The sequence below is a fragment of the Massilia phosphatilytica genome (genome assembly GCF_977014125.1).
On the sequence record NZ_CDRNIL010000150.1, the window covers coordinates 1 to 5,664 of the forward strand.

General features: G+C 66.5%; 6 protein-coding genes and 1 pseudogene. 1 reads left to right on the forward strand and 6 read right to left on the reverse strand.

Features of this window, described 5'->3' with window-relative positions:
• From ACWNCF_RS05320 to ACWNCF_RS05330, 3 genes and pseudogenes are all read right to left on the reverse strand, one after another.
• Positions 1-1,064: pseudogene (locus ACWNCF_RS05320) on the reverse strand (amidohydrolase family protein); the annotation flags it as partial.
• A gap of 16 nt (positions 1,065-1,080) precedes the next feature.
• Positions 1,081-2,052, reverse strand: a complete 972-nt coding sequence (locus ACWNCF_RS05325; protein WP_449406296.1) for an ABC transporter substrate-binding protein — start codon at positions 2,050-2,052, stop codon at positions 1,081-1,083.
• Positions 2,053-2,241: 189 nt separating this feature from the next.
• The gene (locus ACWNCF_RS05330) at positions 2,242-3,186 is read right to left on the reverse strand and encodes a methyl-accepting chemotaxis protein (protein ID WP_449406297.1); all 945 of its coding nucleotides are present in this window, start codon (positions 3,184-3,186) and stop codon (positions 2,242-2,244) included.
• Here ACWNCF_RS05330 and ACWNCF_RS05335 point away from each other — a divergent pair.
• Positions 3,176-3,418, forward strand: coding sequence for a hypothetical protein (locus ACWNCF_RS05335; RefSeq protein WP_449406298.1), 243 nt, complete (start codon positions 3,176-3,178; stop codon positions 3,416-3,418). The two genes, ACWNCF_RS05330 and ACWNCF_RS05335, sit on opposite strands and share 11 nt — an antisense overlap.
• Positions 3,419-3,439: 21 nt before the next feature.
• On the opposite strand, the gene ACWNCF_RS05340 is transcribed toward ACWNCF_RS05335, so the two are convergent.
• Genes ACWNCF_RS05340 through ACWNCF_RS05350 form a run of 3 tightly spaced genes read right to left on the reverse strand, consistent with a single transcriptional unit; the run spans position 3,440 to position 5,518 of the window.
• Complete coding sequence (locus tag ACWNCF_RS05340; RefSeq protein ID WP_449406299.1) at positions 3,440-4,456, reverse strand: ABC transporter substrate-binding protein; 1,017 nt, start codon at positions 4,454-4,456, stop codon at positions 3,440-3,442.
• Positions 4,457-4,468: 12 nt separating this feature from the next.
• The gene (locus ACWNCF_RS05345) at positions 4,469-5,023 is read right to left on the reverse strand and encodes a carboxymuconolactone decarboxylase (protein ID WP_449406300.1); all 555 of its coding nucleotides are present in this window, start codon (positions 5,021-5,023) and stop codon (positions 4,469-4,471) included.
• A 3-nt stretch (positions 5,024-5,026) separates the two neighbouring features.
• Entirely contained in the window at positions 5,027-5,518 is a 492-nt protein-coding gene (locus ACWNCF_RS05350; protein ID WP_449406301.1) for a tripartite tricarboxylate transporter TctB family protein, read from the reverse strand.
• Positions 5,519-5,664: the final 146 nt, after the last annotated feature.

Consider the following 5,664-nt stretch of genomic DNA (forward strand, 5'->3'; position numbering starts at 1 on the left):
TCGTATTGCTAAGGTTAAAACGGAGGAGTTCAGTCGGATGATCCAGCACCTGGCGCGGTCCAGGCGCGGGTACACGCGGCGGGCGTTGCCTTCGTAGATCTTGTAGCGGTCCTCGGCGCTCAATGCGGCGATACCGTCGACGTAGCGCTTGGTGTCGTCGAAATACTGGCCGGTGGCCGGGTCCTTGCCGCGCACGGCGCCGATCATCTCGGAGGCGAACAGCACGTTCTTCGTCGGGATGACCTTCGTGAGCAGGTCGATGCCCGGCTGGTGGTACACGCAGGTGTCGAAGAAGATGTTGTTCAGCAGGTGGTCCTGCAGCAGCGGTTTCTTCATTTCCTGCGCGAGACCGCGGAACCGGCCCCAGTGATAAGGCACCGCGCCGCCGCCGTGCGGGATCAGGAATTTCAGGGTGGGGAAATCCTTGAACAGATCGCTCGTCAGGCATTGCATGAACGCCGTCGTGTCGGCATTCAGGTAGTGCGCGCCCGTCGTGTGGAAGCAAGGATTGCAGCTGGTCGGACACGTGGATCATCGCCGGGATGTCGTACTCGACCATCTTTTCGTAGATCGGATACCAGTGGCGGTCGGACAGCGGCGAGGAATTCCAGTGGCCGCCCGACGGGTCCGGGTTCAGGTTGATGCCGACCATGCCGTATTCCTTGACGCAGCGTTCGAGCTCCGGGATGCACGTCTTCGGGTCGACGCCGGGCGACTGCGGCAGCATGGCGGCGCCGATGAAGTTGATCGCGGGAACAGCTGCGACACGCGGTAGCACAGCTCGTTGCAGATCGCGGCCCACGTGGCGCTCGTCTCGAAATCGCCGATGTGGTGCGCCATGAAGCTGGCGCGCGGCGAAAAGATCGTCAGGTCGCGAGCCGCGTTCGCTTCATCAGTCGCAGCTGGTTCGTTTCGATCGATTCGCGTATCTGGTCGTCCGAGACGTGGGCGCCGGCGAGCAGCGGCGCCCTGGACGGATCCTTGACGGCATCGGTCTGCTGCGCGCGCCAGTCGCGCAGCGATTTCGGGATGGTGGTGAAGTGGCCGTGGCAATCGATGATCATGGTGCGTTCCTTGGAATCAGTGCTGGGGGTCGACGAACAGTTCGTAGATCGACATGCGGCGCGGGGTCAGGCCCTGCTTGAACGCCGTGGCTTCCAGCGCTTCGATCGTTTTCAGGTTTTCCTTCAGGCCGTACGGCAGCGGATCGTGGCCGACGATCTCGCGCAGCTTGAGGTATTTCTGGTCGCCCTTGGTCGTGGCTTCGCCCGCGTCCAGGCGCGCAAGCCATTGCTTCTTGGCCTTGTCGAAGGCGTCGTAGATCGACTTCGCGATCCGCGGATGCCCGGCCAGCACCGAGTCCTTGACGACGATGGTGCCGTGCATCGGGTAGATGCCGGTGCGGGTGTAATAGTCGGCTTCGAGTTTCGTCGCGTCCGGGAACAGGTCGGGGTAGTCGGCTTCGACCTCCTGCCAGCCGCCGGTCGGGGCGCCGGTGCGGCCGATGCCCGCGTTGGCGGCGAAGCCGGCCGCCAATTCTCCCTTGGCCATCATGTCGGCCAGCGAGCTGCCTGCCGGCGCATGGATGACGTTCGGCGGCAGCTGCAGCTGCGTGACGTGTTCCTCGTCGTCGACGACCCAGGTCACCTTCGAGGCATCGAGACCGAATTCGTCGATCAGCACCTGGCGTGTCCAGACGCCCGTGGTGACGGAATAGGCACGCACGCCGACCTTCTTGCCCTCCAGGTCTTTCGGCGTCCTGGTGCCCGCATCCGGGCGTACCAGCAGGCCGCTGTGGTGGAAGCGGCGCACGACGAAGATCGGCAGCGCGACGAACGGCGCACCGTAGGCGCGCGCGATGATGTAGGTGGTCGGCGCCAGTTCGCAGACGTCGAATTCGACGTCGCGCACCATGCGGCGGAACGCGCCGATCTGCGGCTTGACGGTGACGAATTCGGCATCCACGCCCTCGATGGGAATGGTGCCGTTGCGGACGGCCTCGGTCTGCGGGTGATCGGCGATCGCGATCTTGAGATGAACCCTTTTCTGCACGTTGGATCTCCTGATGTTGTACTGGAAAATACGAAGATCATGATAGGTCGCGGGCCTTGCGGCGTGCACTGCAAAAGGCCGCACGGCCCCTGCTGCCTGCTTATGGCCGGCAGCCTCGGTGCGAAAGGGGGAATGCCGGCGCATGGCCGTGCGCGGCGGTATGCGCGCGCCGCGACGGCGCGCGCGAGGTCAGGCCGATGCGTGCGGCAGGCGGTTGCCGCGTTCGACCTTGAAGGTACTGATCATCTGCTGCAGCCGCATGGCCTGGTCCTGCAGGCTGCCTGCGGCGCCGGCAGCTTCTTCGACCAGCGCCGCGTTTTGCTGCGTCATCGTGTCGAGCGTCGCGATCGACCGGTTGATCTCGCCGATGCCCGCCGCCTGGTCGCGGCTCGCGCAGCTGATTCCGGCCACGATGTCGGTGACGCGTTGAACGCTGTCGACCACCCTATCCATCGTCATGCCGGCCTCGTCGACCAGCTTCGAGCCCGTGTCCACCTGCGCGACCGATGCGTCGAGCAAGGCGTGCACCTCGCCGGCCGCCGCCGCGCAGCGCTGGGCGAGGCTGCGCACCTCGCCAGCGACGACGGCGAAGCCGCGTCCCTGTTCGCCCGCGCGCGCCGCCTCGACGGCGGCGTTCAGCGCCAGGATGTTCGTCTGGAACGCGATCCCGTCGATCACGGCCACGATGTCCACGATCCGGCGCGACGTGGCGTCGATGCCGCGCATGGTGTCGACCACGCGCGCCACGGCCGCGCCGGCATCGCGCGCCACATCCGACGCGGCCACGGCCAGCGCACTCGCCTGCCGCGCATGTTCGGCATTGAGCCGCACGGTCGACGTCATGCGCTCCATCGACATGCTGGTCGTCTCGAGCGAAGTGGCCTGCCGCTCGGTGCGCGCTGACAGGTCCAGGTTGCTGGCGTACGCGGCGCCATACGTCAGCGCAGTGGCCTCCTCCTGCCTGCGGGCGTGCACGAGGGCGATGACCTCGAGGCAGTCCGCAAGGTAGCGGTCGCGCCGCGCGAGCGTATCGGCCAGCAGCGCCTTGCCTTCCGCCGTCAGGACGAGCGGCTCGAGGTCGTGCAGCGCCTTGTTGAAGTTGGCGGTAGTGACGCCGACCTTCTTGCCGGCCATGGTCCGGACGTCCGGATCGTCCCGTGGCGACCATCTGCGCAAGGCGGGTCATGCTGCCGCGCAGGTTGTCCGCGACCAGGTTGGCCAGGCGCGCGCGCACCCAGACTTTATTCGCCATGTCGTCCGAAGTGTGGCTCAGCGCCTGCATCGCGTCGATGCCGAGGATGGCCATGGCCATCGTCATGGCGATCAGGATGCCGAAGCCGAGACACAGTCGGGTGGAAATCGTTGAATCGCGCAGCGTCATGGTCGCTCAGCCCAGCAGCGTCGCGGCGGCGCGTGCCGCCGACATGTCCGCCACGTCCGCAAAGGGCTGCTGGCGCTTAAGGCTGCCGAGACCGATGAACATGCGCTGCAGGTAGGCGATGTCGCCGCCGCCTAGCGCCAGGTTCTTCGAATACGGCTTCTGCACATGGTTGAAATCCCAGATCGCCTGCGCCGACGGCGCGTCGAACGTCTTCTGGGCATGCCTGCGCGCGTCGAAGAAGGCGTCGCGCGAGCCCGGCGACGTCAGGAAGTCGTACAGCGCACCATACGCGGCCATCACGGCGACCAGGCCGTCGTGCTTGTCCCGGAGCGTGGTGTCGGACGCGTACGCGGTCTGGAAAGTGTAGTGCGGGAGCGCCTCCCACAGGTTGCCCCCGATGACCGGCACGAGCCCGTCCCGGTCGTTCAGGTGCGAGATGCTCGCGCAGCAGGCGTCGGCTTCGCCGTCGACGACCGCGTGATAGCACTGGTCGTTGCTGCCCTTGTCGACGAACTTTACCTGGGCCGCGTCGATCCCCGTTTCCTTCAGTAGCTGCAGCATGGATTCGTGCAGCAGTCCCAGGTGAGGTCCGACTGCCACCGTCCTGCCCCGCAGGTCCGCGAGCGTGCGGATGTTGTCCGGTCTTGCATAGACCGTCAGCGCGCACTTCCGCATGCCGGCGCCGACGATCCTGACCGGCGCGCCCTGCTCGATCCGCGCCAGCACGCGGTTGTAGCCCGAGACCATGCAGACATCCGCCGTGCCCGCGGCGATGGCGTCGAAGGGACCGGCGATGCCGGGCGCTTCGACGATCGTCGCATCGACGCCGAAGCGCTTGAAGAAACCCTGCTGCGCCATCAGGGCGTTCAGCGTGGCGTTTTCCAGGCCGGGATTGCTGACGATCCGCAGCCGGGTCGCCGCAGCCCGCGCGACGTGTGGCGCCGCGAGGCCGCCCACGGCGACGCCGAGGCCGAGCAGCCCGGCGCCGCGCAGGAAGCCGCGGCGGTCGATGGTTCGTGTCATCCGGCGCTCCCTTCAGTCCTTGGGCGGCAGCGCGTGCAGGCTCATGGCGAGCGACACGGACGTGAAGTAGCCGATCGTGACGAGCAGTTCGGCGATCACGGCACGCCCGAGCGCGGCCTCGTACGCGGCGAAGCGCCGGTCCTCGATCACGCCGCCCGCGAGGATGTCGCCGACGGCGTCGCACACGGTACCCAGCCGTCCCTCGACCGTTTGCGGCCGCCGTTTGGCGAGGATCGCCGCGACCACCGCTTCCGGTACCCCCGCCTTCAGCGCATGGCGGCGGTGGTTGGCGACGACATAGGCCGCATTCCAGAATACCGCGGTGGACAGGATCGCCACTTCGGTCTCCGCCTCGCTCAGCACCGGCGAGCGGTCGACATGCGTGCCGATGATTTCCATGCCCTCGGCCAGCTGCGGATTGTGCAGCCAGATGTTGAACGGTGTGGGAATGCGCCCCCGTCCCTCGCCCAGCCGCGCGATGACCTTTTTCTGCGCGTCGCTGGCCAGCGCCGGGTCGATGGGTTCGAGTCGATTCTGTGTCATGTTGATCTCCTTGTCGTTAAACACGGTTCAAGCGCCGCCGATGGTCAGCGCGGGAAACCATTCGCCCAGCAGGCTGCTCGGCCAGGGGATGTGCAGGACCTGGTCGAAGATCCCGTACAGGAAGGCCGTCACGCAGATGGCGAGGATCACGCTGGTCCACCACGATTCGCGCCCCTCGATGCGCATGAAGGCCACGATGAACAGCGGTACGGTCGGAATCAGGCCGATCACCGACGTGCATGCGAGGAAGCCGAGCAGCCAGCCGAGGAAGGCCATGGCGCGCCGCAGGGCGACCTTTTCCGGCACGGCGCCTTCGTGGTCGCTGCCCACGTCCATGTGGAGGCCGGCCTGCGCCTGCCCGGCCCGCGCGGACGTGAAGAACACCTTGTTGGCGAGGCTGACGGTGCCTGCCGCGATCAGGATGCCGGCGACCACCGTCGGGCCGATCCGGGCCATGAAGTTCCACTGCTGCGCGGTCGCTAGCATGTACAGTGCGATGCCGATGAAGAAGACGTACATAAGGTCCGCCGGCTTGAACGCGACCTTGCCGCTCGGCCGTACCGTGGCCAGTGCGCCCGCGCGCGCCAGACGGTACAGCGGGCTGAGGAAGCCATGTCAAGGGGTCGTCCGACTAACTCCTCCGTTTTAACCTTCAGCAATACGTG

What these genes read in the sequence shown, in the direction of transcription:
- ACWNCF_RS05330 (WP_449406297.1), bottom strand. Translation starts at nt 3,186, where the DNA reads ATGGCCGGCAAGAAGGTCGGCGTCACTACCGCCAACTTCAACAAGGCG.
- ACWNCF_RS05340 (WP_449406299.1), bottom strand. Translation starts at nt 4,456, where the DNA reads ATGACACGAACCATCGACCGCCGCGGCTTCCTGCGCGGCGCCGGGCTG.
- ACWNCF_RS05350 (WP_449406301.1), bottom strand. Translation starts at nt 5,518, where the DNA reads ATGTACGTCTTCTTCATCGGCATCGCACTGTACATGCTAGCGACCGCG.